The following is a 23,908-nucleotide window of genomic DNA, read 5'->3' on the forward strand; positions in this document are numbered from 1 at the left end:
GATAATTCATGCTTGAACTCCGCTTTCATGGACGGGGCGGCCAGGGAACGGTCGTCGGCACCATTGTCATGGCGAAGGCGTTTTTCCGGGCCGGCTACGAGGTGCAGAGTTTCCCCGTTTTCGGCGTCGAGCGGCGGGGCGCCCCTGTCGAATCGTACGTCCGCCTTGACAAAACAAAAATATATCTCCGGACGAACATCACCACGCCGGATCACGTCGTCGTGCAGGACACAACGCTGCTGCAAAATATCGATGTCGCCAAGGGGTTGAAGCCCGGCGGCTGGATATTGATCAACGACATCAAAAACGAAAAGGATGTACAGCGCTTTGCGAATTTCCGCTGCGCCTTTATCGATGCGAACCGCATTGCGCTGGATCATAAACTCGGCACGCGCACCCATCCGATCGTCAATACGGCGATGCTCGGCGCCCTGGCCCGCGTGCTGGAAATGCCGCCGATAGAGGCGGTAATCGAGGCGATCCGGGAGGATATCCCGATCCGCACGGACTCCAACATCAGCGCGGCCGAAGAAGCTTACAGGACGGTATGCCTATGAATATCGAAATGAAAAACAAACTGCTGATCCCCCTTTCCTTTACTACGACCGAGGGCAACAAAACAGGCTCCTGGCGCTTCCTGCGCCCACACTTCGAGAACAAGACCGCTCCTTGCTCGGCGGCGTGTCCAGCAGGCGAGGATATTCCGCAAATCGAGCTTTTGGCCGCGCAGGGTGATTTCAAGGAAGCCTGGGAAGCGATCCTGCGGGAAAACCCTTTCCCCGCCACCTGCGGCCGGGTCTGCTTCCATCCGTGCGAGGGTATCTGCAACCGGGGCAATTACGATGAGGCCCTCGCCGTGCACACGCTGGAGCGGTTTCTTGCCGATACAGCCGCCCGGTACGACTTTCACCCGCCCACGCCCGGCGCTGCTCCGCGCAATGAACGGATCGCTATTGTCGGAGGAGGCCCTGCAGGACTGGCCACGGCCTGGTTTCTGATTAGGCTGGGGTTTAAGTGCGACGTCCTCGAGGCGGCCGCCGAGGTGGGAGGATTGCTCCGCTGGGGAATCCCCGCGTACCGTCTCCCCCTGGACGCACTGCTTCAGGATGTCGAGCGCCTGCAAGCCGCCGGGGTTGAAATATTCACCAACCGCCGGGTTGACGAAAAGTTTCTGACGGATCCCGACAGCCGTTATCAAGCCTTTATTATTGCCTGCGGCCATGCCAAAGGGCAACAAATCGGCATCCCCGGCGAAAACGCCGCCGCTGTTGTCGAGGGACTGGATTTTCTTAGAGACCTGCGGGCCGGAATCCCGGTTTCCCATGACGGGACAACCGCCGTCATCGGCGGGGGCAATACCGCCGTTGATGTCGCCAGAAGCGTGGTGCGACTGGGAGGAAAAGCCGTCATCTACTATCGGAGGCGTAAGCAGGATATGCCCGCTTTCGCCGAAGAGATCCGGATGGCTATCGAAGAGGGGGTGACGATACAGGAACTTGTCGCCCCGGCAGAGGTTAAACACGAAGTAAATCAACTTGTTCTCAAGCTGCAACGGATGGTTGTTTCCGGCGAGGAAGCGGGAAGGGCTCGCGTTGTTCCCGCCGCCGGCAACCCGGAATTCGTGAAGGCGCAGCGCGTCATCCGGGCAATCGGGGCGGGGCCGCAGGAGGCCTGGATGGAACCCCCGCAGGCAGGCCCTGATACATTAGCGTTCAGCCACTCCCGCATCGTCCTCGGCCAAGGACAGCGACCGGTTCTTTACACCGGCGATCTGGCCAATGAAACCAAAAGCGTAACCCACGCCATCGCCTCCGGCAAGCAGGCGGCCATCGCCCTGGACATATTTTTCCGCGAAGGCGCAGCCGCAATCGCCTCTGCTCTTGCGGACTGCACCGTCGGCGACGGAAGCGCCCAGTCCCTGGAAATCTATCTCGGCGGGGAGCGTAAACTGAGGAGCAGTCACGTTGTCGGCTATTCGGAGATCAACACCGAATACTTCTCCTTCGCGCCCCGGATCAAACAGCCGCGTCTGCTGATCGAGGAACGCCGCCGATCGTTTTCAGAAATTGACCTGAAAATCTCCGCGGGACTGGCGATGAAGGAGGCGGCGCGCTGCTTCAACTGCGGCTTCTGCAACAACTGCGACAACTGCCGCCTCTTCTGCCCGGACGTCACCGTCATCAGGGAAGCGGACACAAGGCGGATTAATTACGACTATTGCAAGGGGTGCGGGATTTGCGTTGTGGAGTGCCCGCGCAATGCGATGTCCCTGGATAAGGAGGAAAGCGAATGAGAAGGGTCATCGAGGGAAGTCAGGCGGTCGCGGAAGCGGTCAGGTTGGCGCATGTGCAGGTGGTCTCCGCCTATCCGATAACGCCGCAGACCCATATCGTGGAAACCATATCGGATTACTGTGAAAAAGGGCTCATGGAGGCCCGTTTCATGAGGATGGAGGGAGAACAATCCTGCCTCGCCGCCCTGATCGGGGCGCAGCTCATGGGGGTGCGCACCTTCACGGCGACCTCCTCCCAGGGACTCGCGTACATGCATGAGCTGCTGCACTGGACTTCCGGCGCGCGCCTGCCAATCGTCATGGCGGAGGTAAACCGGGCGCTGGCCCCGGGCTGGAATATCTGGGCCGACCAGACGGACAGCCTCTCCCAGCGGGACACCGGCTGGATCCAAATCTACTGCGAAGACGGTCAGGAGGTGCTCGATTCGACGCTGATCGCCTACCGGCTGGCCGAGGCCGTCAACCTGCCGGTCATGGTGGTTCTGGACGCGTTTTATCTGTCGCATACCTACGAGCCGGTGGACATCCCGACCGAGGAGGACGCCTACCGCTTTTTGCCGCCCTACGCACCCCGCTTCCGGATGTCCACCGCCGATCCGCGCAGCTTCGCCGGGCTTGTTCCCCCGGTCGATTACATGGAACTGCGCAACGACATAGCATTGGCCATGGAGGACGTCCTGCCGCAGGAGGAGCAGATCGAAGCGGAATTTGCCTCGATTTTCGGCCGTCGGTACAGTGCGATCGAGGCGGTCAACTGCGACGATGCGGAAATCGTTTTTGTCACCTCCGCAACGATCACCAGCACCACCCGTCTTGTCCTGCAGAAGCTGCGGGAACAGGGGGAGAAGGTCGGGCTCCTCAAGATTCGGCTGTTTCGTCCCTTCCCGACCGAGCTACTCCGGGAGGCGCTTAAAAATACTAAGAAGGTCGCCGTCATTGACCGCAACTTCTCGTTCGGCGCCAGCGGAATTTTCGCCCAGGAACTGAAGGCCGCGCTCTGCAACTTCTCTTCCAAACCGCTGGTCTTCGGATATATCGCCGGCATCGGCGGCAGGGATGTCACACCGGATGTGATTGAGGATATCTATCGAAAAACAAAGGCGACCGCCACTCCCGATGAAAACGGGGTATGGATCGGTCTGAAGGAGACGGGCAATGGATGCTGAATTAAGGGAACGCGAGTTAATGCTCTCCGGGCACGTCGGCTGCCCCGGATGCGGCGCCGCCATTGCGATGCGCTTTTTCCTGAAGGCCATGGGGGAAAAGACCGTGATTGTGCTGCCCGCCTGCTGCTGGTCGATTATCGCCGGGCCGTATCCGCAGTCAACGCTGAAGACACCCATCATCCACTGCGCCTTCGAGACCGCCGCCTCCACGGCAAGCGGCGTCCGGGCCGCCCTCGACATGCTGGGCGATACGGAAACTCAGGTCGTTGCCTGGGCCGGCGACGGCGGGACATTCGACATCGGTTTTCAGGCCCTCTCCGGGGCGGTGGAGCGGAACGAGGATTTCCTCTATGTCTGCTACGACAACGAGGCCTACATGAATACCGGCATCCAGCGGAGCTCGTCCACGCCGTACGGAGCCTGGACCACGACCACCCCCGGCCATGACTGGAAAAAGATGCGCAAAAAGAACATCGTCGAGGCCCTCGTCGCCCACCGGATACCCTATGTCGCGACGGCGAGCATCGCCTTTCCCGACGACCTGATCCGCAAGGCGCAAAAGGCAAGGGAGATAAAAGGCTCACGCTTTCTGCACATCTACGCGAGCTGCCCAACGGGCTGGCGCATTCCCTCCGAGATGTCGGTCAAGATAGCCCGCATGGCCGTCCAGACCAACATCTTCCCCCTCTACGAGGTGGAAAACGGCAAAAGCTACACGATTAACTACAAGCCGCGGGAATACCTTGTCCGCGAGTACTTCCGCCTCCAGGGACGCTTTCGGCATCTGACCGACCATGATCTCGATCAAATCCAGGCCATGGTTGACGAAGACTGGCAGCGGCTCCTCGACAAGGCATAAAAAAGGGGAGAGCTTTATTGGTTGGGAAATAATATCAATGATTTCGATCAGATCATCTTCTGTGTAGGGAAAGAAAATCGTTTTGTACTGCTTACTCATTTACACGAAATCTTTCTTTCAGTTCTGAAAAAAGGCGGCGGCGGCAAGAATGTGGGGCGGCAGTATAGACTGCCCGCCGCCGCGCTGGATGCGGCTGATTATAAAACTGGGCTACATTTCTTCGAAACTCCGCCTGATTCTCCCCCGGAATTAAACCTTGGCGCGACGCAGCCGCAGGCTATTGCTGACGACAAACACGCTGCTGAACGCCATCGCCCCGGCCGCAACCATCGGGTTCAGGAAGCCCAGCGCCGCGGCGGGAATCAGCAGCACATTATAGAAAAACGCCCAGAACAGATTTTGCTTGATCGTGGCGAGCGTCCGGCGGGAAAGATTAATGGCGCGCACCACAGCGCGCAGATCGCCGCTCATCAGCGTCACAGGGGCGGCCGCCATTGCCACGTCCGTGCCAGTGCCGATCGCCATGCCCACATCCGCCTGCGCCAAAGCGGGGGCATCGTTGATGCCATCGCCGACCATCGCCACCACGCTGCCTGCCTGCTGCAGCTTCTTCACTTCGTCGGACTTGCCGGCGGGCAGTACCTCAGCCAAAATCGCATCAACGCCGACCTGTCCGGCGATCGCCTCCGCCGTTTGCCGGTTATCGCCCGTAATCATAACCACGCGCAGGCCCAGCCGGCGCAAAGCGGCAATCGCCTCGAGCGAACCCTCCTTGACGGTATCGGCGACGGCAATCACGCCTGCGGCCTGTTGGTCAACGGCAACGAGCATGGCCGTCTTGGCCTCGGATTGCAAACGTCCGACCACGGCGATCAGTCCGTTCAGCGGGATTCCGGCCGTCTCCAGCATCCGAATGTTGCCGACCAGCACGCTTTTTCCCCCGACTTCGGCCCGTACTCCTTGCCCCGGTTCAGCAGTAAATCCGGATGCTTCCGCCAGATGCAGCCCGCGCGCCTCGGCCTCCGTCCAGACAGCCTCGCCCAGCGGATGCTCGCTCCCTTTTTCCACCGCCGCGGCCATCCCCAGGAGTTCGTCGGCATTCCATGGGGCTCCTTCCGCAGTGACGATATCCGTAACCGCGGGCTGACCCTTCGTGATCGTGCCTGTCTTGTCGAGCACCACCAAATCGATCTTGCCCGCCCGTTCGAGCGCTTCGCTGCTGCGGAACAGTACCCCCATCTGCGCGCCCCGGCCCGTCCCGACCATTACGGCAGTCGGCGTGGCCAGCCCCATCGCGCACGGGCAGGCAATCACCAGCACCGCCACCATGTTGATAAGCGCGGTTGTAAAGAGGGAATTGACAAACTGGTGATCGGGAAACGCCGCCGGTACAATGAAATACCATACGGCAAACGTCAAAAGCGCAATCGCGATGACCGCGGGCACAAAGATGGCCGAGACCCGGTCTGCCAGTCTCTGGATCGGCGCCTTGCTGCCCTGCGCCTCTTCCACCAGCTTGATAATCTGCGCCAGCGCCGTTTCCCTGCCGACCTTCGTCGCCTCAAAGGTGAGGCGTCCCAGTTTGTTGAGAGTCGCACCGATCACCGAGTCGCCCTGCTTTTTTTCCACCGGCAGGGATTCACCCGTCAGCATTGCTTCGTCAACGGCGGAGCGCCCTTCGATAACAACGCCATCCACCGGTATTTTCTCGCCGGGTTTAACGATCACGACATCGCCTACCTGCACCTCGTCAATGGGCGTGTCAACCTCGCGCCCGTCGCGAATAACGTGGGCGGTTTTGGCCTGCAATCCCATCAGCTTCCTGATGGCCTCGGAGGTACGTCCCTTGGCGCGGGCTTCGAGAAATTTCCCCAAGCGAATCAGCGTGATTATGACCGCCGCGGTCTCAAAATAGACATGCCCGGGAATAACCCCCAGCGTAATAAAAATAGAGTAGATGTATGCCGTTGATGAACCCAGGGCGATGAGCACGTCCATGTTGGCGGAGCCGCCTCGAAGCGCCTTGTACGCGCCCGTGTAGTACTGCCAGCCCACGTAGAACTGCACCGGCGTCGCTGCCGCCCACATGGCGTAATGCGCCCAGAAGGCGTGCGCCCAGGGACCCGCCAGACCAAAGTCGCGCGCCATTGAAAACAAAAACAGCGGCAGGGTAAAGATCAAACCGGTGATCAGCAGACGGCTTTGTTCATTTAGCTCCCGTTCGCGCGCCTCGGCTTCGGCGTCCTCGGCCGAACCTCCCAGTTCGAGGGCTGTAAACCCCGCTTCCGCAACGGCCTTGCGGATTTCCGCCTGGCTGATCATCGTCGGCACGTACCGGAGGCGCGCCTTCTCGCTGGCAAAGCTCACTTGCGCCTCCAACACCCCCTCCAGGGCGGCCAAGGCCTTCTCAAGCCGGCGCGCGTCATTGTCGTCGGCAAGTCGCTTGATCGCCAGGTCGGCCTCCCCCGTTGCCACACCGTAACCAGCCCTCTCTACCCGGGCGATAATCTCCGGCACTGTAAGTTTCTCGGCGTCATACTCCACGGTCGCCCGCTCCGATGACAGATTCACCGCCGCCTTTTCGACGCCTTCGAGTTTCTTCAGGTTGCGTTCGACCGCCGCGACGCAATTGGCGCAGGTCATCCCCGTAATGGGGAGCAGCACGCGTTTCTCCTTTTCCATATCAATTCCTTGTTTGCGCCGCCGCATTGCGGATCGCGGCGGCGCTCTTGCGGACATCGCGATACAAACTTGCTCCGTGCCGCGAAAATGTTCCCCTTAGACGGCAAAAGCGCTGACGGGATAATTGATCTCGGCCAAGAGGGCCTTGAGCTTCTCTTCCGTCGCCGGGGCAGCGAAAGTAACGGTGACCTTCCGGGAATCCTTGTCGGCCTTGACCGACTGAACCCCCGGCAACTCAGCCAACTCCATCTCGATCGTATGCGTGCAGTGGCCGCAACTAATAGCAGGAACAACCCAGGTAACAGTATTCATAAAAAACTCCTTTCGATTTTTTGGCGCCGGCTCCCTGCCGGCGTTGAGTCTAAACCTTATTTGCCATGTCAAACACTTCGGTGATCTCTTTCAAAACGCGCTCACGCGCGCCAGCATCATCACCCCTGATCGCGGGAATGACGCAGGTGCTCAGGTGGTTTTCGAGAATCTGGGCACTGACCTTGTTCAGCGCCGCCCCCACCGCCTGAATCTGGCGGATGACTTCAATACAGTAGCTATCCTCCTCGACCATGCGGATAACGCCGCGCACATGGCCTTCGATTGTTTTGAGGCGGCGCAAGGCATTTTGATTTTTCATGATTACCCCATAAATATGGTTGATTTGCATGCATTTTCCAAGTACCCCTCCCACCGGGGGAGGCATAAGGATTATATGTATGCGCATTCGTTTGTCAAGAGGGAAAAGTGAAAAGTTTTACCTGCGAAGAGACAAGCGGGATTTTCAGACATGATTGCGCAGCATTAGCTCCAGGATGGGGATTATAGAAAAAAGATATCATAAACACACTTGAAGTTGCTACAGTTTGCTGAAGGACCTTGTAACTTATCGCAGGCGCACCACCATCAATGCCTCTCTCGCAGGCGGTGTGGCGAGCATGGCCGAATCCAGCCGCGGTTGAGGGAAATTTTATTTGCAGAACGGAAATCCGTCCCTGCCTTCTTGCGGCCCGCATGAGGTCGGGTCTTGATCCCCCTGACGCCCGTTTATCTTGACAGTTGTTTTATCGTTGTTATATTACATTTAAAATAATTACAAAGAATATCAGTTATTTACAAAACTCCGCAGCGGAAATGCGGAAAAGGAGACATGAATAGTGACTGAATTGTTAACCACATCGAAACGTCTTGCTGCAAGAACCGTTGATCCTGATTTGCTGTCGCTTCCCGGCGACAAGCTGCTCCAGCGCATTTTGGACAGCGATAACCCCGGAGAGCTTGTGCAGAGCCTGCCCGCCGAGGATCTTTTCTGGATCATCAAGCGAATCGGCGCAGAGGACTGCCTTGCCCTACTTGAAGTTGCGAGCGAAGAACAATGGCAGTATCTGGTTGATCTCGATGTCTGGCGCAAGGATCTGTTGTCCCCGGAAAAGGCCCTTGCCTGGCTGAAAATCCTTGCCGAAGCCAATCCGGAACAGCTTTCCGCCTGGCTCTTCGGGGAGGAGCAGACATTTCTGTCACTGCTCTTGTTCCGCATGGCCGAGGTGATCATCAAGGACGAGGATGATAACACGGACCTCCCGAACACCTGGTTTACGCTGGATGGACGGTTCTACATCAAGGCCTTTCACGAAGAGGACCAGGAGACGATCGAGGAGCTGCTTTCCCTTCTGGGAAAGAACGACCACGAAGAGTATCAGGAACTGCTCTTCAGTCTTGCCGCGCTCAGCCCCACCGAGGCGGAGGAGGAGTTGTACCGCCTGCGGAACAACCGCATCGCCGAGCATGGTTTTCTCCCGTTTGCAGAGGCGATTGCCGTTTACGCCCCGCTTGCCGTGTCTGCCCTCGACGCGGAAACGCTGCCGCTTGCGCCCGGCAAACTCTTTGACCAGAGCGAAAACGAGCTGATCCCCACGCTGCCGCTTTTACAGGTTGCCAAGGAGAGTCTGCTTTCCCTCTCTTTTTCCCGTATTTCCGATCCCCTGCTCTTTGACCGCATCTCTCTGGAATTCGCCGATCTTTCCAACCGGATTATCGCCGCCGGAAACTTCCCCGAGCTCTCCGATCCGGATGTTCTTGCCGCTTCCTGCAAACAGGCAGCAGGATACTTGAATATCGTTCTGGAGCGTCTCTGCGGCAAGGATAGCGCCGCAGCGGAAAATCTTTTGCGCAAACACTCCCTTTTGACGCTCTTTCGCACCGGATACGGTTTTGCGGTCGGCCTGCAACGGGACGCAAAACGGTGGTGGCAGGAAAGCTGGTTCTTCGGCCAAGGCTGGAAAAACGAGTTCTGGGGAAGCCCCTGGGGCAACACTTTGGACGGCCTGCTTTTGGAGCGCCCCCGCTTTTTCGCTGGCGATAAAAATAACGAACCCTTCAAGGAATTTGTCAGTATAGAGGAGCTGGATGACGCCCGAGAGCAGCTCCGAATGATGCAGGCTCTCGACCGACTGCTCGCCCGCCTGTCGCCCGTCAGCCGCGATGATCAGTTCCGACTTGCCGAACGTAAGGACGTTCACTCCCTGCTGTTCACCCGCTGGGCGCACAAAATTCTGGACGGCGGCCAGTCGTTTGCCCCCCTTTCGCGCAGCGACGCCGGCCGGTTCTTCCACTCGCTTCGTCAAGGGGAAGAACACCCCCCGTATCGGATGCTGTCATATAAAAATTTGTTTATAAACGCTTTTTTGGAAGGAGCTCCCGATTTTGAACCAGATGCGGCAAACGCCCTGCGCGCGGCGCTGGAGCTGATCTGGGAGGAATTTTCTGAGGAATACAAAAATATCGCCGAAAACGACCTGGAAGGGCGCTACTCCCCGTTCCTGCTAATTGCCCTGTAGAACAGGGAAGACCAGTTGGAAAGGGAGGGGAATATCTCCCCGCCCTTTCCCTTCTGGTCCGCAAGAATTTCGGATGCTTTTTCAAAGGTAAAAAACGCCCCGACCACGCCTAATGCAAGCCTCGAAGTCATAAGCGTCATGACTTCCGGCAGACGTTCAGCGATTATAGAGCTTTTTCTGGTAAAACTTCTCGCGCATCTCCCAGACGGCAATCAAAAGTGCGGTAACAACCGGGCCGATGACGAATCCGGAAAAACCGAACAGGGCGATCCCGCCGAGCGTCGAAAGAAAGATTAAAAGCGGGTGCATCTCCACGTCCCGGCCAACCAGAATCGGGCGGAGCAGATTGTCCACCGTGCTGATCAGAAAAAAGCCGGCGGCGAGGATCAGGATTCCCTCCCAGACATTGTCCAGTAACAGCATGATGATGCCGGCCGGCGCCCAGATGATCGTGCAGCCGACAACAGGCACGATTGACATGACGACCATCAGCGCGCCCCAGATAAACGCCCCCTTTACCCCGGCGATCAAAAAGATAACCGCCCCGATTGCCCCCTGGATGCCGCCGATGATCAGCGTCGCCTTCAGCGTCGAGCGGGCCGTAGCAATAAACTGCTTGAAGAGGAAATTCTGCTGTTCCTCATCGCCAGGCAGGATTTTTGCCGCCATAGACATAAACCTCTCTCCATCCCGCAGGAAAAAAAAGAGGGTGTAGAGCATGATGCCGAACTGGACCAGCGTGCCGAGGGTGTTTTGCGTGATACTCGTCAGATGGATCACAAGATAATTCGCCAGTGATCGCACCGCGTCAGTCGCCTTGGCAAGCACCATCTCCCGGTTTACGCCGGCCAGCCGGGCGAAGTAGTTGTCCGTAAATGCGTCGATAATCCGCTGAAAACCGGCGTTGATGCTGTTTTCTCCGGGCTTCGCCATCTGATACAGGGCCGCGGATTCATCAAAAATCATCACCCCCAGCCCCGCCAGCGGAACCAGCAGGACAAACACAATGGCAATAAAGAGCAGCGATAGACTCAGGGTTGGGCGCCCAAGCCGGTTGTTTATCCGGAAGTACAAAGGGCGGGCAATGCCGGCGATGACAGCGGCCCAGAATATCGGGAAGAAAAAGGGTTTCAGCAGCCAGAAAAAAAGGAGCGTCACAAACCACAACAGGATCAAAAAGGGAATATTACTATTTTTTTTGGGTTCCATCTTTTTTCGCCTCCTGCGGCAAAAAGCATTGATCTTCTCAGCTTTCGCCTCCTGCGGCAAAAAGCATTGATATTCTCAGCGTTGCAAGAGCAGCCCCCTTGCCGGCTGTCTTCCCCTTACCATTAAAACAGCTTGATTTTCTACCTGCTTCCGGCGAAGATAGCAAACGATTTTTGAGGAGACCAGCCGATGCCGCTTAACGATTATAAAGAAAAAATACTGATCACCTGCCCGAAGGGAATCGCTCCGTGGCTGGCCGGGGAAGTCCGCGCCCTCGGTTTTTCCGCTCTGAAGGAGGGTGAAGCATCCGTCGAGACGCAGGGTACGCTCGCCGACACTATGCGTCTCAATCTGCACCTGCGGACGGGGCATCGGGTTTTGTACCGGCTCAAAACCTTCCGCGCGAACAATCCCTTCGACCTCTACCGGGGGGTGCGGGGGATCTCTTGGGAGGATATCCTCTGGGATCGGGGAGAACACGCCTATCTGTGCGTCACCTCGACGGTGGACACCCCGTCCATTACCGACACCCGCTTCGTCAACCAGAAGACAAAAGACGCGATAGTGGATCGGATGCTGGAGAGGCGGGGCAGAAGACCCGATTCCGGACCGACGCGGGACAAGGCGGTCGTGCATGTCTTCTGGCGAGAGAACGACGTCGAGGTTTATCTCGATACCTCCGGCGAGCCGCTTTCCCGGCGGGGCTACCGCAAGATTCCGCTCGCGGCGCCGATGCGCGAAACCCTGGCCGCCGCGGTTATCGCCGCAACCGGCTGGGACAAAACAGGATTTTTTATAAATCCCATGTGCGGCAGCGGCACGCTCGCGATTGAGGCGGCGCTTCAGGCTGAGGGGATGGCGCCGGGATTGCTCCGGAGCAATTATGGGTTTCACCATCTGCGGGGGTTCGACCCAGTCGAGTGGCGGAAACTCCGTCTGCACGCGCGAGCCGCAAAACATCAAAGCAATGCCCGGATCGTCGCTGCGGATATCGATCCGGAGGCAATCGCCGCGGCGAGACAAAACGCCAAGACCGCCGGCGTGGAGCAGGCCATCGAATTCAACGTCTGCCCGCTTGCCGAGACGCCCGTCCCCGGCGGCGGCGTGATCGTCGTCAACCCGCCCTACGGGGAGAGAACCGGGGACATTGCAACGCTGGGAGGGCTGTACAAGGAAATTGGCGATTTCTTCAAGCAGCGCGGAAAGGGGTGCAGCGGCTTCATCTTCACCGGCAACCTGACTTTGGCCAAGAGCATCGGCCTACGGACAAAAAGGCGCATCCCCTTTTACAACGGTGCGATCGAATGCCGTCTCCTTGAATATCCCCTTTACTGAAAAAGGGATGGTTCTATTTTTCAGGCATTCCCGCAATTTCGACCCGGATAAGTATTTAACAATAAGCATCAAGGAGAGGAAAATGTCAAAAATCAATGTAGCGGTACACTGCTGTCCCAACGTTTATTTTTAATAGTGCCTTAACTTGTTAAAATTTATTTGTAATTAACGTAAAATGCCATTTATCGATTTGAAATTTATTTCCGGAGTGTGCCAGTATCTCTCATCAATGAATGAGGAGGCAGCACATGAATTCCGGGAAAACGATCTTTGCCCAGTTGATGGACTTTGTTCCCGCATACGAGTTCCGAAAATGCGTCGATCGATACAACGGCAATCACAAGGTGATCAGCTTTTCCTGCTGGGACCAGTACCTCTGCATGGCCTTCGCCCAGCTTACTTTTCGCGAAAGCCTGCGAGATATCCAGGTCTGTCTGCGGGCAACCCAGTCCAAACTTTATCACCTAGGCATTCGGGGAAAGGTCTCCCGCAATACTCTTGCCAATGCCAACCAGACCAGGAACTGGCTGATTTATGCCGACTTCGCTCAAATCCTCATCGCAAAAGCCAGAAAACTTTACGCCGCCGATTTTTTCGGCATCGAACTGGCTCAAGCGGTCTATGCCCTGGACTCTACGACCATCGACCTCTGTCTGGCCCTTTTCCCCTGGGCCGAGTTCCGGAAACGCAAAGGAGCAGTAAAACTCCATACCCTTCTGGATCTGCACGGGAACATTCCTACTGTGATCATCATAACCACGGGAAAAGTCCACGATGTAAATATCCTCGACCAATTGATCATCGAGCTTGGGGCTATCTATATCATGGATCGCGGCTATCTCGATTTTTCCCGTCTCTACAAAATCCATCAGGCATCGGCCTTTTTTGTCACTCGGGCGAAAGTAAACTTCAGCCGAACACGGCTCTACTCCAATCCCGTCGACAAATCAACTGGCGTCCAATGCGATCAGATTGTCGTCCTCAAAGGGCGCTACGCAAAAAAGGATTATCCGGAAAAACTTCGACGCATCCGCTACTTCGATTCAAAGAACAAGAAAACGTTTGTGTTTCTGACCAACAACTTCGTCCTGCCTGCCATTACGATTGCCGATCTTTATCGCTGCCGCTGGCAGGTGGAGTTGTTTTTCAAGTGGATCAAACAACATCTCCGGATCAAGGCTTTTTATGGTACCACCGAGAATGCCGTCAAGACCCAGGTCTGGATCGCCATCTCGATTTACGTTCTTGTGGCCATCGTAAAGAAAACCTTGAAGCTGGACCAAAGTCTCTACACAATTCTACAGATTCTGAGTGTAACTCTTTTCGAGAAAACGCCAATTTATCAAGCACTTTCAAATGTCATCTACACAAACCAAGAGGACTATCCCAGCAACCAATTGAATCTATTCGATTAACGTTGGGACAGCAGTGGTAGCGGTAGTAAAAAGCAAGTCGGCGTTATCTAATAGTGATTATTTACAGAAATGGGGGGGGTAATTATGATATCGGTTGTGGTCCCAGCAAAATTGATGGTTTTATCGGAATCGATGTCAGAAAATTGCCAAAAGTAGACATCATTCATGATCTGAACATTTTCCCTTGGCCAATTCAAAGAGAATCAGTAAGCCTGCTAATTGCAAGTCATGTTATAGAGCATGTTGACAGCGTAATTTCAAAGATATTGCATATAGACAATGATCTTGGATTCTTAATTGGAAAACTAAATTTCGAAGCTTATGAAAAATATTGGCGCCACTTATTTCCAGCGTGGCAAGTTATCGTAGAGCTTGAGAAACAGTAACAATATTATTACGGTAGGATTGGGCACGGGTTCATATTTTACCATTCCCGATTCTATCCAAAGGGAATTTCGGCTTGACGTGTATTAACATATTTGTTAAGTTATAAGCTATGACATGGGTGATCGAATATTACAGCGAGCATGTACGGTCAGCCGTTGATGGCTGGCCTCCCGGCATTCGAGCTTTCTATGCAAGGATCACGGAAAGGATGAAAATCCATGGGCCCAACCTGGGGATGCCCATGACCCGTTTCTTAGGAGGGGAGCTGTTCGAAATTCGGGCCACCGGCAGGGAGGGGATCGGACGCGCCTTTTTTTGTACAGTCAAGGAACGAAGAATCGTTATCCTTCATGCCTTCATAAAAAAGACGAACAAAACGCCACTTCACGAACTGGAAACAGGCAGGAAGCGATTGTTGGAGGTTAAGCATGAAAACACACGATGAAATGGTTGCCTATTGGATGAAAGACCCAAAATTCAAGGCCGAGTACGATGCCTTGGAGGAGGAATTCGCTCTTTTCGACGAGGTTCTCAAGGCCCGTAAACGCGCCGGCCTTACCCAGGTGGAAATTGCCGCCCGCATGGGGACGAAAGCGCCCGCCGTGGCCCGGATCGAGGCTGGAGGGGGTAGCAAACACCATTCTCCATCCATCGTCACGTTGCGCCGGTATGCCGAGGCTGTAGGGTGCAAACTCAAAATCGAGTTTGTGCCGAGATAGTTCCGCCACGAAAGAGACGTTTTTCCCCTTGGCACTACTCGCTTAGCTGGCTCCTCCGTTGGAGGCGCCGGGCAATCCATTATGCTTAATATCTCCGGGTGGATTGTGCTAAATCTTGCCCGTCTGAAAGGAGGCTCCGCAAAAATGATACCTGCTGCGATAACTCAGAAAATCCGGGATGTTGTTGGCGCCGAAAACGTACTCACTGCCGAGCTTGATCTTTTCGGCTACTCATACGATTCATCATTCGTCCCGCTTGTGCCTCTCAACAAACCGGAGCTGGTTGTCCGCCCTCTGACCACGGACGAGGTGTCGCGGGTCATGGCAATCGCCTCGGAACATGAAATCTTCGTAACGCCGCGGGGCGCCGCAAGCGGCCGCACCGGGGGCAGCATCCCGCTCAAGGGCGGCATTGCCCTTTCGCTGGACCGGATGAAACAAATCGTCGAGCTCGACGAACGCAACATGATGGTTACAGCCGAGGCCGGCGTCCGCACGGTTGACCTCTACGACTGCTGCGCCGCCAAGGGACTTTTCTATCCCCCCGATCCGGCCAGTTGGAAATTTTCGACGATCGGCGGCAATGTGGCGGAAAACTCCGGCGGTATGCGAGCCGTCAAGTACGGGGTGACAAAAAACTATGTGATGGGGCTCGAGGTGGTGCTGGCTGACGGCTCGATCCTGCATACCGGCGGCAAGATGATCAAAAATGTCACCGGGTACGATCTGACGAGCATCTTTGTCGGTTCCGAGGGAACTCTCGGCGTGATCACCCGGGTGCTGATGCGGCTGATTGCGATGCCGGAAAAACGGGGCACGCTGCAGGTCATGTTCGCCTCGCTCGACGACGGCTGCCGGATGATCCACGATATGCTGCAGGCGGGCATTGTCCCGGCCGCCTCGGAAATACTTGACAAAACCTGCCTGACAATCGCGGCCGAACGGCGGAACATGACGCTCCCCGCCGACGCTGCCGCCGCGGTCATCATCGAAATAGACGGAAATGATGATCCGTCTTTGGATTCACAGACAAACAAAATAAAGAACGTCGCCCAATCCTGCGGGGCGCTTTTGTTTCGCGCCGCCGGCTCGCAGCAGGAGGCAGACGAACTGTGGGCGATCCGCCGGGAGATCAGCTCGGCCATTTCCACCCTCGCCCCCGACCATTTCAGCGAGGACATCTCCGTTCCCCGCGACGCGTTTCCCGAGGTCGTGCGACTGATCAAAAAGATTGGGGAAAAACATGATCTGCTCATCGCGGTTTACGGCCACGCCGGCGACGGGAACCTTCATCCGTCGATCCTCTGCGACATTTCCCTGCCGGGTGTAAAGGAAAAGGTGCACCAGGCGATTGAAGAGATCTTCGCCGCGGCACTCAGCGTCGGCGGCACCCTTTCCGGGGAGCACGGCATCGGAATCACCAAGCAGCCGTACTTTGCCAATGCCGTAGGCGACATCGCCCTCAAAACGATGAAGGCTGTCAAGGCAGCGCTCGATCCAAAGGGTTTACTCAACCCCGGGAAAATATGGTGAAACACTCGTGACGGCGCTCCGTCACAAAGAAGGATCAAGGCAAGGGAGGGACGCGCTTAAGTCGCGTCCGCAGCGGCCGCCTAATAAATAAACCACTATAAATCATCAATTTATGCATGCATTTTTGAGTGAAAGATCAAGAAGAGGAGACAATGGAGAAAGAAGCCAATGGCACGCTCCTTGAGGCGGCGGCAAAAAGAATACACAGTTGTGACCGCTGCGGCTCTTGCCTGACGGTTTGCCCGCTCTTCGGGGTAAAGGAAATCGAAGCGACCGGGGCAAGGGGAAAAAATTCGCTTGTTCTCGCCCTTGCCCGGGGGGGATTAAAACCGACCAGGGCCTTGCAAAAGGCGGTCGATTTCTGTCTGTTGTGCCGGGCCTGTGTGGAAATCTGCCCGGCCAATGTTCCTACCGACGAGGCGATGGTTGATGTCCGCCAGCACCTGGTTGATCTGTTCGGCGGACCAAATCTGGAATACAGAATAGTCGGCGGCATCCTGAAGCGGCGGGGGGTTGTCTCGGCGGCGGCAAAAACCCTGGCGCTGCTGCGCCGCACCGGCCTCAATCGTCTCGTCCCGCACGGCATGGCGCCGGAGGAGTACACCCGCTCCCATTTTCTGGTTTCGTTCGCGGGACCCGCCGCCCTCGGCCGGAAGGTCCCTCCCTCCGACAAAACAGTGACTAAGGACACCCCCGTTTCCTATTTTCACGGCTGCGGCATGGAGATGATGTTCCCCGAAGCCGCCGCCCAAAGTCGGGAAATAATCGGAACCACCGCCCCCCTGGTTGAAAAAAAGAACGTCTGCTGCGGCCTGCCCCATCTCGCCCACGGCGAACGGCAGGATTTTCTCGCCCTTGCCCGTAAAAACATTAAAATCTTCGCTGACGCCGAGGTTGTCGTAACGGATTGCGCAAGCTGCGGCGCGACCCTTAAAAATTACGGCTCGTTCTTCACGAACGATCCGGAGATGAAGGAAAAGGCGGAAAGATTCAGCAAAAAGGTTATGGACCTGACCGAATATCTCGCGAAGGCTGGTTACACCCCACGCCAGAGGACAAACGCGGTTTTGACCTATCACGATCCCTGTCACCTGGCGCGCGGCCAGGGAATAACGAAAGAGCCGCGCGAGCTGCTCCGCAAAGCGGGGAATTTCGTCGAGATGAACGGGGCCAATGTCTGCTGCGGCGGCGCCGGCTCGTTTCATGTTGATCACCCCGACACAGCGGCCAAGATTCTGGCAAATAAACAAAAAAATATCGAAGCAACAGGCGCTTCTCTGGTCGTAACCGACTGCCCCGGCTGCCTGATTCAGCTTTCCAAGGCGGCTGAGGCCTCCGGCGGGATGTTCAAAGCCGTCCATATAAGCCAAGTGCTCTGAAGTCACAACGGGCGTATCTTCACAGATATTTATAATTTTTTGGCGTAATCGATCATGTGACCGACGCCAAATCCCATTTTGCTGAAGAAATCACGAAGCTGCATATCACGCTCGTCAATCGGTATCCGGAGCTCCCTGACCCCCAGTGATTTGTATTTTTCGATCAGCGCGTCGGCCAGTTTTTTCGCTAACCCCTTGCCCCAATGCTCGGGGGTTACCCCCATAATCAGGATAAGTCCTATCTCCGTCGGCGGCTCGCCGATGGAGGCCTTGCGGCTGATAATGAATCCCGCTACCTTGCCATTCATTTTCGCGACAAAGCTTGTCTCCAGCATCCCGGCGATGTCTCCGGTAATCATGTCCGCATAGCTGCTCGCGTTTTTCCCACGACCGATCCTGTCGATGGTCAGGATAGACTCCGTCGTCGCGTGGAGATAGGTAATCGCCTCCCCGATCCTCCTTATCTTCCTGTCAATCCCCAAAACGGCGTCAACGTCTTCGATAAGCATCTTCTGAACAATCACTTCGCTTTTCAAATCGTCCATACTGTGCACCTCCTTCGCAAAAGTTGACCGGTCAACACTTTAACCGCCGTGCTGTCTCCCTAATGGGCAGTTCGGCGAAATCATAAACGTCTGGACGAAAGAGAGAGGCCTTATGCCGCGATGTGTTTGGGAAGATTACGGTTTATTCATAGTAAAAAGCCGGCGCGTCTGTCAAGAAAATTTTCCCGGCGGAGGGTAAATGTTCAAGGAGGCGTGTTTGCAGAAAAGCCGCGGCAATAAATGGCTCTACATTCAGGGAGGCCTCCGGGCAGAGGAACTAACAAGTAGCTGCCGTAATTATGCTTTTGCCATCCGCCAGACCACCGAACCCCCGTCCGCAACATCCGCGAGGGAGTCAAATAACGAACATGCCCGGTTACGGCGCTCTTCGTAGTCGAGTCCTGGAAAAAGCGAGGAGGATTGGGCGGGGATGGAAAAGAAATCTTTCAGAAACTCGATATCCAGCGGCTGTACCCAACGGTAGTGGCTTACCGGCCCCTTATGTTCTGCCAGCGCCCGGCACGTCGCTTCGTAACTGGCGATCACCCGGAATTTGGGAGGGGTGTACCCGGTTCTCCGAAACGCCTCGTCCAGCAGATCCTCGTCCTGCGGGCCGACAAGCAGAGGATAGAAGGAAAAGGCCATTTCTCCTCCTGCTTTCAGACATTGAGCCGCTTCCCGGACGGCTTGAGCAACATCGGGAAAAACGAAAATGGAGGCATTGTAGAGTACATAGTCGAAGCGTTCCTCCCCCGCCGCTGTGCCGGGAGCCTCACCGTCGCCCACCACGAGACGGACATCTTCGAGATCGCCCAGTCGCTTTTGGCCAGCCTCAACCATTTTCGGCGACAGATCTATCCCCAGAACCCGGCATCCGTAACGTTCGCAAAGGACGCGCGCCGAAATGCCGCTACCGCAGCCCAAATCCAGAACCGCTGAACCGGGACGCACGCCGACCCAGTCAGCCAGTTGTCCCGCCATTTCCGCAAATAAGTGATGCTTGTCTTCAAAATCCTGGTAAATTGCAAAGCTTTGATCGAAATTGGCGGCGACGCTCTGTTTGACCTTGCGGCTGAAATCTGGGGACTTCATCGTTTTTCCTCCGGATATTTTATGGCAGTTGCTGTTTTGCGGACAACCGCCCGGTTAGACAAAGAAAAGATTTTGGATATCAGCTTCCTGTCTTCAGTCACAAGGGAAAAGTCACTTCGATAATTGAAGAATTCTATACGCTCCCCTTCCGACAAGGATGAAAACGATCGTTCCGACTGCCAGGTCAGGCAGTTTCGATCCTGTCAGATATACAATCACGCCCGCGGCAATAACGCCGAGGTTGGCAATTACATCCATCGACGTGAAGATCATGCTCGCCTGCATATGAGCGTCTTTACTCTTGGACTGCTGAAGCAGTTTAAGACAAATTGCATTGCCGGCCAGCGCGAGCAGCGAGATAATAATCATCAGGGAAAAATCGGGCATCTCTGTGCGCCCCCAGAAACGCCTGATAACCTCGGCAAACCCCAAAACGGCCAGCGCCAGTTGGAAATAACCTGCGGCTTTGGCAATATTTTTTTTCCGTGAGACCGCTTTCCCGACAGCAAACAGCGAAAGCGCATAGACAAGGCTGTCAGCCAGCATATCCAGACTGTCAGCAACAAGCCCCATGGAATCAGCGACAAAACCCGTGAGCATTTCCAGGATAAAAAAGAAAAAGTTGATGGCGAGGACTTGCCAGAGGATCCCTCTTTCCTGGCGGTGGCTCTCTTTTCGGTCCTGTATATCAATCTCTTCCGAGGAAACAAATTTGGTGTCAAGCTGGAGACTGCCGAGGGCCGTAAGGATGCTGTCATAGCTGCCCGCATGGCATACCTCCAACCTGCGGCCCGGTATATCAAACTGCAGGGATTGGATGTCAGTCAGACCAGCCAGTTTCATCCGTATCATCTGCTCTTCAGCCGGGCAGTCCATCCGGGATATGTTGAATGTCGTTTTCAGCATAATTTTTTCACCGCTCTTCTTTTTGTCTTAATCAACCACGCCGCAGCGCCGCCAGCGCCGTTGAGCGCTTCTGCGCCCCCATCCCAGAAATTCGAGCCACAGTTTTTTACCGGAACGGCGCCGCTCAAGCCGATTCAGTGCATACGCCAAAGCTGTCAGTTATTTCCTCATCCGGCGAGTCCATAACATCGTTTATATCAATAAGTCATCTGTTATTTATTGTAGTCAGTAAGGGAGTTTTTCAGCAGACTGTTAATGTTCCTTATTTTTTTCAACGCAATATCCCGCCGGATGTCGTTGAGCATAAGCAGCGATCTGTTGTTGAACTTGTAATCTTTCTCCGTTCGAAAGCGGCTGATAGCCGCGGCCGTAAGGCCAGCCATAGCCCCACCGATACCAGGTGGGGAAGTATGGGTGCCCGCCCGCGCGCACACCGAGGTACATGGTTTCCGCCAGTCGCTGGTCGTTGGTCCGCGCCAGCACGCAGTCGCGCAGGGTCGCGTCGGCCTGTTTACGTTCGTCGGCGCTCCCGCCTTGCCAGTAGGCGAGGTCATGGTTCTGGCAACAGTCGCACCACTTGTCCCGATCCTTGAATGTGCCGTCAGGGAAGAGACTGCAGCCGTCACTGGTAAAGGGGACAAGTTCCGCAGTGTGAGGAGGACGGTGAGCGGCGCACGATAACAATGTAAGGACTGTCAGCAGTGAGAACAATACCGCGAGAAGAGACCGGCGAGGAAGGGGCAAGATTGAGAACATGGCATGTTTCTTCCAAAGAAACGACGTTATGTTTAACGAAGCACAACCATTCAAGTAAAGCGAAGGTGCGCTTTCGAATGCAAAACAGCCTCTGAGGAGTTGGACCGTCAGAAGGAGCGCTGCCAGCGCAGGCCGATGAACTTGGGTCCGATAATCGGCGCCACAAAGGTCGCGTTTTTGGGCGTGACCGTGAGCAAGGCCACGCCATATGCCAACGCGCCGGAGGCAATGACATCGCGCCAGTGATGCTTGTCATTGTCAACTCGAACATAAGCGACGTATGCGGACGCCAGGTAAGCAGGCGCGCCCCACTTCCAGCCGTAGCGCTGGCCCAGGAAGGTCGCGCCGGACATCACGGCGGCCACGTGACCGGAGGGGAAACCATAGTCATTGCCATCAGGGCGTCTTCCCCAGCTGGTTTCGTTGAATCCGAGTCGGAGGGCGGACGTGAGAACCTGGTTCACTACGATGTTGCGCAGCCACTCTTTCTGTCCCTCGGTATCGTCCGTGAAGTAGGCGACAGCCAAGCCGGTCAGGGGAACAACGCCCGTCAAGATGTCAGCCGCCCAGATATCAGGTCCGTGTTCTTTCCCGGCCATAGCAGCGGTGGTGTGCAAACCAAGCGTCGCGACCATCAGGCACACAAGCAGGTATCTATTCATAATAATCTTCATGGTTGAAATGTCCTCCGAGTTTAAGGGCTTCCGGCGCTTTAGGCCGTCAGTGATCATACAGCAGTCCATGATTAAAAACTCGCGTTGGCGTGAGATGATCAGGACTATATAAATAACCGCAAATGACATGCCAATAGTAGAATAAAAAAACAAATAGATAATCACCGCTTGTCTATAATCTGTCAACCATCATTTTGTTACGTATAGCAGGAAGAAGTCCTTAAAAAATCCGTTTCAGGGTCTCAAGGTCCAGCCCATGGGCTTCGCACAAAACTCCCTCGACGCATCGACTGGATAAGGGGTTCTCTCAACGTCCACCAGCACAGTGAAACAAGTATCAAAACGCCGGAAAATATACCGGCTGCGGGGGAACTGGAATTCCGCGGAACCCCGGGGGATAGAAACATTCTCAAGCTGGGCCACAAGCTGATCACGGTCCTGGATCCGGACATGGCCGCGGATGGGCCTCCCCTCATTTTTGAGTCTTACCCTGAAGCGAATTTCCTGACCAGGGGTAGCAGGATCAGGATTCATCTCAAATTCTTCAACGTACAGGGGCAGCGGCCCACTCCCCTTATCGCTCAGTGTCCATCCCGAATTAGTTCTTTTCGCGCAAAACTCCCTCGATGCATCGATCGGACTCCGGGTGCGTTCGATATCCGCCTCCACGGTGAAGCAGTGGTCGGAACGGGAAAATCGATAAGAACTTTCGGGAAAACTGACTTGATTATCCCCCGGCCTGAGAGTAACATCCCCCTCGCTGATGATCTCGTTCTTGTCCTTAATGGCGAGCGTGACTCTTCCGGAATGACGGGAGCTATTTGCAACATTTACTTGGAAAACCACCCGCTGTCCCTGCCGAACAGGGTCCGGAGAGAACTCCAGCTGAAGAACTCTCAGGTCTTCGGGACGAATCCTCGACTCCTCTTTTCCGAAAACCCGCTCGAAGAGCTTGTCCGCTTGAGATTGAGCTTGAACCAGAGATGGAACTACGAAAAGACATCCGAGCAAAACAATCATCCCCCATTTTTTCATCACCTTTTCTCCTTTTTACCCTGTTAAAAAACTTTCATAGCCCTTTGTTAAGTCAACCCATTTCCCCGAAAAATGATAAGAACTCGCCCTTGGGTAAAATGATCAGGATCATGGAAATAGTAACAGCAAATTGTCTGCCAATAGCCGAAGGAAAATCAGAAGGTTGGTTTAATCCTTTAATAACGGATGGTTAGATTAATAGGAGAGCACAGCAGAAAAGTATGAAAAGATTCATTTGGCCTCAACATTTTGTGGAACCTCAATATATTGAGGGATACATGGAAGGGGAGCTGGACAGCCTAATCTGGTTCTTTTATCTCCGGTCGAACTATCCCGAGTGTATTGAATCTGACGACATCGTCATCGCTTGGCAAATCAGGCTTACTATTGCACTGACGCAAGCTGACGGATGTGCCATTGCTCAATCTGGGAAAAGCTTCTCAAATTCCCTGGGGCTTAGGATGCTTATGCCCTCATAATTCTTCAAGACCAATAAGTCTTCATCTCCGGTAACGACGTAGTCTGCAACAGCATCTCTGGCACAGGCCAGAATCAGGTCGTCATCCAAATCCCTGCAGATGGGCACAATCGAATCAGTCTGTCCGAGAATATCTTGCGCTGCCGCAGAAAGAATAGTCAGTGCTTCGGACATTTCATGAGGAGAGGCAGCAAATTTTTTCTTAAGGACACGCTTAAATTCATGAAGTATTTCATCGCATAAAATCATGTCGAAATCCCGCCTGCGTGCCCGGATAAGGAGCTTGACACAGATTCCCTCCGTGAGGAAGGCTGCGATAAGAACGTTCGTATCGAAAACTGCCTTCACGATACCGCCTTAAAGACATCCTCTTCAGTAACAACACCGGCAGCCTTAGCCTTGGGGGAGAGTTTCTTCCTTATATTGCGGAACTTCGTTTCCCACAGAAACAATCCCAATGATTCCTTTACAATGTCGCTCTTGTTCCTGCCCATTGCTTTGGCAATGGCTTCAAGTTCCGCAGCCATGTTATCCGGCAAGCTTACCGACAAGACGGTTCTCATATTTTTTACCTCCTGCACTACAATACACTACATACATGATTACATCAAGCAGAT

At 55.1% G+C, this 23,908-nt stretch carries 23 protein-coding genes; 11 read left to right on the forward strand and 12 right to left on the reverse strand.

Annotation, left to right across the window (positions count from 1 at the left end; genetic code table 11):
* The first annotated feature begins 8 nt into the window (after positions 1-8).
* From M0P74_05070 to M0P74_05085, 4 genes are read left to right on the forward strand one after another with little or no spacing between them, the layout of a single operon-like run.
* Positions 9-557, forward strand: a complete 549-nt coding sequence (locus M0P74_05070; protein MCK9362952.1) for a 2-oxoacid:acceptor oxidoreductase family protein — start codon at positions 9-11, stop codon at positions 555-557.
* Positions 554-2,293, forward strand: a complete 1,740-nt coding sequence (locus M0P74_05075) for an FAD-dependent oxidoreductase (protein MCK9362953.1) — start codon at positions 554-556, stop codon at positions 2,291-2,293. Before M0P74_05070 ends, M0P74_05075 begins: the two co-directional genes overlap by 4 nt.
* A complete protein-coding gene (gene porA, locus M0P74_05080) occupies positions 2,290-3,459 on the forward strand; it encodes a pyruvate ferredoxin oxidoreductase (GenBank protein MCK9362954.1) in 1,170 nt (389 codons plus the stop codon). The genes M0P74_05075 and porA overlap by 4 nt, the downstream gene beginning before the upstream one ends.
* A complete protein-coding gene (locus tag M0P74_05085) occupies positions 3,449-4,318 on the forward strand; it encodes a 3-methyl-2-oxobutanoate dehydrogenase subunit beta (GenBank protein ID MCK9362955.1) in 870 nt (289 codons plus the stop codon). Before porA ends, M0P74_05085 begins: the two co-directional genes overlap by 11 nt.
* 249 nt (positions 4,319-4,567) lie before the next feature.
* Here M0P74_05085 and M0P74_05090 read toward each other — a convergent pair whose 3' ends face one another.
* The 3 genes from M0P74_05090 to M0P74_05100 all read right to left on the reverse strand — a co-directional run bounded on the left by M0P74_05090 (position 4,568) and on the right by M0P74_05100 (position 7,631).
* Positions 4,568-7,000, reverse strand: coding sequence for a heavy metal translocating P-type ATPase (locus M0P74_05090; protein MCK9362956.1), 2,433 nt, complete (start codon positions 6,998-7,000; stop codon positions 4,568-4,570).
* A gap of 96 nt (positions 7,001-7,096) precedes the next feature.
* Positions 7,097-7,312 (reverse strand): cation transporter, encoded by a 216-nt coding sequence (locus tag M0P74_05095; protein MCK9362957.1) that lies wholly within the window; start codon positions 7,310-7,312, stop codon positions 7,097-7,099.
* Between the two features lie 49 nt (positions 7,313-7,361).
* Positions 7,362-7,631 (reverse strand): metal-sensitive transcriptional regulator, encoded by a 270-nt coding sequence (locus M0P74_05100; GenBank protein MCK9362958.1) that lies wholly within the window; start codon positions 7,629-7,631, stop codon positions 7,362-7,364.
* Positions 7,632-8,148: 517 nt separating this feature from the next.
* On the opposite strand from M0P74_05100, the gene M0P74_05105 reads away from it, so the two are divergent.
* The gene (locus M0P74_05105; protein MCK9362959.1) at positions 8,149-9,828 is read left to right on the forward strand and encodes a DUF6178 family protein; all 1,680 of its coding nucleotides are present in this window, start codon (positions 8,149-8,151) and stop codon (positions 9,826-9,828) included.
* A 156-nt stretch (positions 9,829-9,984) separates the two neighbouring features.
* Here M0P74_05105 and M0P74_05110 read toward each other — a convergent pair whose 3' ends face one another.
* Entirely contained in the window at positions 9,985-11,037 is a 1,053-nt protein-coding gene (locus M0P74_05110) for an AI-2E family transporter (GenBank protein ID MCK9362960.1), read from the reverse strand.
* A gap of 189 nt (positions 11,038-11,226) precedes the next feature.
* Between M0P74_05110 and M0P74_05115 the strand changes: the two genes are divergently transcribed.
* From M0P74_05115 to M0P74_05140, 6 genes are all read left to right on the forward strand, one after another.
* Complete coding sequence (locus M0P74_05115) at positions 11,227-12,372, forward strand: methyltransferase (GenBank protein MCK9362961.1); 1,146 nt, start codon at positions 11,227-11,229, stop codon at positions 12,370-12,372.
* A 248-nt stretch (positions 12,373-12,620) separates the two neighbouring features.
* Positions 12,621-13,787, forward strand: coding sequence for an IS4 family transposase (locus M0P74_05120; GenBank protein ID MCK9362962.1), 1,167 nt, complete (start codon positions 12,621-12,623; stop codon positions 13,785-13,787).
* A gap of 53 nt (positions 13,788-13,840) precedes the next feature.
* The gene (locus M0P74_05125; protein ID MCK9362963.1) at positions 13,841-14,173 is read left to right on the forward strand and encodes a hypothetical protein; all 333 of its coding nucleotides are present in this window, start codon (positions 13,841-13,843) and stop codon (positions 14,171-14,173) included.
* A 429-nt stretch (positions 14,174-14,602) separates the two neighbouring features.
* Positions 14,603-14,893, forward strand: a complete 291-nt coding sequence (locus M0P74_05130; protein MCK9362964.1) for a helix-turn-helix transcriptional regulator — start codon at positions 14,603-14,605, stop codon at positions 14,891-14,893.
* Positions 14,894-15,037: 144 nt separating this feature from the next.
* Complete coding sequence (locus tag M0P74_05135; GenBank protein MCK9362965.1) at positions 15,038-16,426, forward strand: FAD-binding protein; 1,389 nt, start codon at positions 15,038-15,040, stop codon at positions 16,424-16,426.
* Positions 16,427-16,578: 152 nt separating this feature from the next.
* A complete protein-coding gene (locus M0P74_05140; protein ID MCK9362966.1) occupies positions 16,579-17,805 on the forward strand; it encodes a (Fe-S)-binding protein in 1,227 nt (408 codons plus the stop codon).
* Positions 17,806-17,834: 29 nt separating this feature from the next.
* Here M0P74_05140 and M0P74_05145 read toward each other — a convergent pair whose 3' ends face one another.
* The 8 genes from M0P74_05145 to M0P74_05180 form a co-directional block, all read right to left on the reverse strand.
* Positions 17,835-18,350: a GNAT family N-acetyltransferase gene (locus tag M0P74_05145; GenBank protein ID MCK9362967.1), complete on the reverse strand. Its 516-nt coding sequence runs from the start codon at positions 18,348-18,350 to the stop codon at positions 17,835-17,837.
* A gap of 297 nt (positions 18,351-18,647) precedes the next feature.
* Positions 18,648-19,442 (reverse strand): class I SAM-dependent methyltransferase, encoded by a 795-nt coding sequence (locus M0P74_05150; protein ID MCK9362968.1) that lies wholly within the window; start codon positions 19,440-19,442, stop codon positions 18,648-18,650.
* A gap of 111 nt (positions 19,443-19,553) precedes the next feature.
* Positions 19,554-20,348, reverse strand: a complete 795-nt coding sequence (locus tag M0P74_05155; GenBank protein MCK9362969.1) for a cation transporter — start codon at positions 20,346-20,348, stop codon at positions 19,554-19,556.
* Between the two features lie 252 nt (positions 20,349-20,600).
* Positions 20,601-21,104: a hypothetical protein gene (locus tag M0P74_05160; protein ID MCK9362970.1), complete on the reverse strand. Its 504-nt coding sequence runs from the start codon at positions 21,102-21,104 to the stop codon at positions 20,601-20,603.
* 107 nt (positions 21,105-21,211) lie between these two features.
* Positions 21,212-21,778 carry a phosphatase PAP2 family protein gene (locus M0P74_05165; protein ID MCK9362971.1) on the reverse strand — a complete coding sequence of 189 codons (567 nt, stop codon included), beginning with the start codon at positions 21,776-21,778 and terminating at the stop codon, positions 21,212-21,214.
* 234 nt (positions 21,779-22,012) lie between these two features.
* Complete coding sequence (locus tag M0P74_05170) at positions 22,013-22,816, reverse strand: hypothetical protein (protein MCK9362972.1); 804 nt, start codon at positions 22,814-22,816, stop codon at positions 22,013-22,015.
* A gap of 418 nt (positions 22,817-23,234) precedes the next feature.
* Positions 23,235-23,639 carry a putative toxin-antitoxin system toxin component, PIN family gene (locus M0P74_05175; protein ID MCK9362973.1) on the reverse strand — a complete coding sequence of 135 codons (405 nt, stop codon included), beginning with the start codon at positions 23,637-23,639 and terminating at the stop codon, positions 23,235-23,237.
* Complete coding sequence (locus M0P74_05180) at positions 23,636-23,854, reverse strand: ribbon-helix-helix domain-containing protein (protein ID MCK9362974.1); 219 nt, start codon at positions 23,852-23,854, stop codon at positions 23,636-23,638. The genes M0P74_05175 and M0P74_05180 overlap by 4 nt, the downstream gene beginning before the upstream one ends.
* Between the last annotated feature and the right edge of the window lie 54 nt (positions 23,855-23,908).

The organism is Syntrophales bacterium (genome assembly GCA_023229765.1).
Lineage (GTDB): Bacteria > Desulfobacterota > Syntrophia > Syntrophales > UBA5619 > DYTH01.